The 2,446-nt window shown below is 61.2% G+C and carries 2 protein-coding genes; one reads left to right on the top strand and one right to left on the bottom strand.

The window, feature by feature from the left end; all coding sequences use genetic code 11:
- A partial coding sequence (locus NKJ23_RS34375) for an IS110 family RNA-guided transposase (RefSeq protein ID WP_352685156.1) occupies positions 1-866 on the bottom strand: 866 nt, incomplete at its 3' end.
- A gap of 202 nt (positions 867-1,068) precedes the next feature.
- Between NKJ23_RS34375 and NKJ23_RS34370 the strand changes: the two genes are divergently transcribed.
- On the top strand, positions 1,069-2,091 hold the full coding sequence (locus tag NKJ23_RS34370; protein ID WP_352685154.1) for an IS110 family RNA-guided transposase: 1,023 nt from the start codon (positions 1,069-1,071) through the stop codon (positions 2,089-2,091).
- Positions 2,092-2,446 lie beyond the last annotated feature (355 nt).

Below are 2,446 nucleotides of genomic sequence, written 5' to 3'. Positions count from 1 at the left end.
CTGCGTGTCAGGATGACCGCCGCAGCCTCATAGAGAAGTCCCCGCAAATGTCGATCGCCGCGTCGGGATATATGGCCGTCATAATCGACTTCTCCCGATTGGTAGCGGCGAGTTGTCAGGCCGATCCAAGCGGCAACAGAGCGGGACTTCTTGAAGTTGCCCGGATCTTCAATGGCAGTGGCGAAAGAGGTTGCGGTAATGGCGCCGATGCCGGGGATCGACATGAGTATGCGGCATGCTTGGCTTTGACGTGCATCTGCGACAAGCTGGCGCCCAAGCTCGGCGGCACGGATGCGAATGCTGCGCCAGGCTTCCAACATTGGTAGGACGACAGGAGCAAGCTCGCTCTGATCGATAAGAAGGCTCCGGACATTCTTTTCGAATGTAGTTCCCTTACCGGCGGGAACGAGCAAGCCGAACGTTTTCATGATCCCTCGGATCTGGTTGGAAAGCTCGACGGTGATCCGGACCAGCCGAGTGCGTGCTGCCACGAGCGTGCGGGTCAACATACTGTCGAAGCCTTTCACGCGCACCTCGCGAAAGAATCCTGCTTCAGCAAGACGCGCCAAACCATCGGCGTCATTCGCATCCGTCTTGTTCGCCGCCATATCGAGAGCGGCTTTGGCATGGCGCGCATCGATGCAGATGGCTGGCAATCCCTCGGCGCGCAGCGCATGATAGAACCAAACTGACAGCGGGCCGGTTTCGAACACGACGCGCTTTGCGGCCGGCGCCCGCTTGCGGACAAGCTCGGCAATGATCCTGGGATCAGATGCGCACTTCCCGCGCCAGATCCGTTCGCCTTCACGGCGGATCGACACTGCCGTCTCTTTCATCGACACGTCGAGACCGATATGTTCTTCCATGGCTGTTCTCCGTTGATGCTGGGCCCGGCGTCCAGTCGTGAGCCCGTATTTCATCTTATCGGGGAACAGCCACCCTCCAAGGCTATGATCGGTTCCAGGGCGCGTCGCTCCCGCGATTACCCCATGTGGACGCCCCCTCGACGGCATCGATGTGCCAGAATGGTGGTGTTTGACAGCCACCGTAAGAGAGGGAGCGTCCACAATGGAAGTTAACACGATCGGGTTGGACCTAGCGAAGAATGTATTTCAGGCGCATGGAGCCGATGCGGCGGGCGCCATTGTTTTCCGCAAGCAACTGCGACGCGACAAGGTGCTTGCGTTTCTCGCTGGGCAGCCGGCCTGCTTGGTCGCCATGGAGGCCTGTTCTGGGGCGCATCACTGGGCGCGCGAGATCGGCAAGCTCGGGCACGCCGTTCGTCTGATCCCGCCATCCTATGTGAAGCCTTTCGTGAAGCGGCAGAAGAACGACGCCGCCGATGCCGAGGCGATCTGCGAGGCCGCGCAGCGGCCGACCATGCGCTTTGTCGCCGTGAAGAGTGAGGAGGAGCAGGCGAGTGCGGCCGTATTCCGGGCTCGTGATCTGCTGGTGCGGCAGCGCACCCAGACGATCAACGCCTTGCGCGGCCATCTCGCAGAATATGGACTGGTCGTTGCCCAGGGCCCTTCTCACACCGCCAAGCTGATGGAAAAGGTAGAGGATCCTGAGGGCGATCTGCCAGAAGCAGCCCGCCTGGCCCTCACCGTGCTGGTCGATACGCTGAGATCGCTGGAGGAAAGGATCAAGCAGCTCGATGCCGAGATTGCACGGCGTGCCCGAGAGGATGAAGACGTGCGGCGGTTGGCAACAATCCCCGGCGTTGGTCCGATAACGGCAACGGCTCTGGTTGCACTGGCGCCTTGCGCCGCAATCTTCCGAAAGGGGCGCGACTTCGCCGCTTGGCTGGGCCTGACGCCGCTGCAACGCTCAACCGGCGGTAAACAGAAGCTCGGTGCAACATCGAAGATGGGCGAGCGTACATTGCGGCGCCTGCTGATCATCGGAGCGAGCGCTGTCGTGCGTCATGCTCGTCGGCGAGGCATTCGGGAAGGATCGTGGCTTGGGCGCATGCTCGCCCGCAAGCCGCCAATGCTTGTGGTCGTCGCTCTTGCCAACAAGATGGCCCGCATCGTCTGGGCGCTCATGGCAAGAGGTGGGACCTACAGGGCTCCGGCCGTGGCAGCATAGCAGCTCGGTCTGAGGTCGTCGCAGGTGTAGGAAGGTCACACGGAGAGGTATGGCGCGACAGTCGATGAGAGACGGATCGGAAAAACCAGTTCAGCACAGAGCGCCTCGAGCGCGCGGTAGTGATATGGATCCGATCGGCGAACTCCCATACGGGCCGGCGGCAAATGGAAGGCCGCATCAGAGGCCGGACAGATGTCAGCACCCGACTACGCGCCGCTATACCGCCTTTCGAAGATTCTTCTTGCGCTCACGGGGGCGTCCACAGATGTGCTGAAGGTTCTGCAAAAAGTTTTGGAGAGAGAACGGCGCTTGCTCTGAGGGGCGAGCGGCCATGGCACGGTGGTGACGTTGCGAT

The organism is Mesorhizobium sp. M0184, assembly GCF_040322215.1.
Classification (GTDB): domain Bacteria; phylum Pseudomonadota; class Alphaproteobacteria; order Rhizobiales; family Rhizobiaceae; genus Mesorhizobium.
The sequence above is the reverse complement of the archived record's forward strand: the minus strand, read 5'-3'. Positions and strand labels throughout refer to the sequence as shown.

Coding starts and splice junctions, on each gene's coding strand:
- NKJ23_RS34370 (WP_352685154.1), top strand. CDS start 1,069: ATGGAAGTTAACACGATCGGGTTGGACCTAGCGAAGAATGTATTTCAG.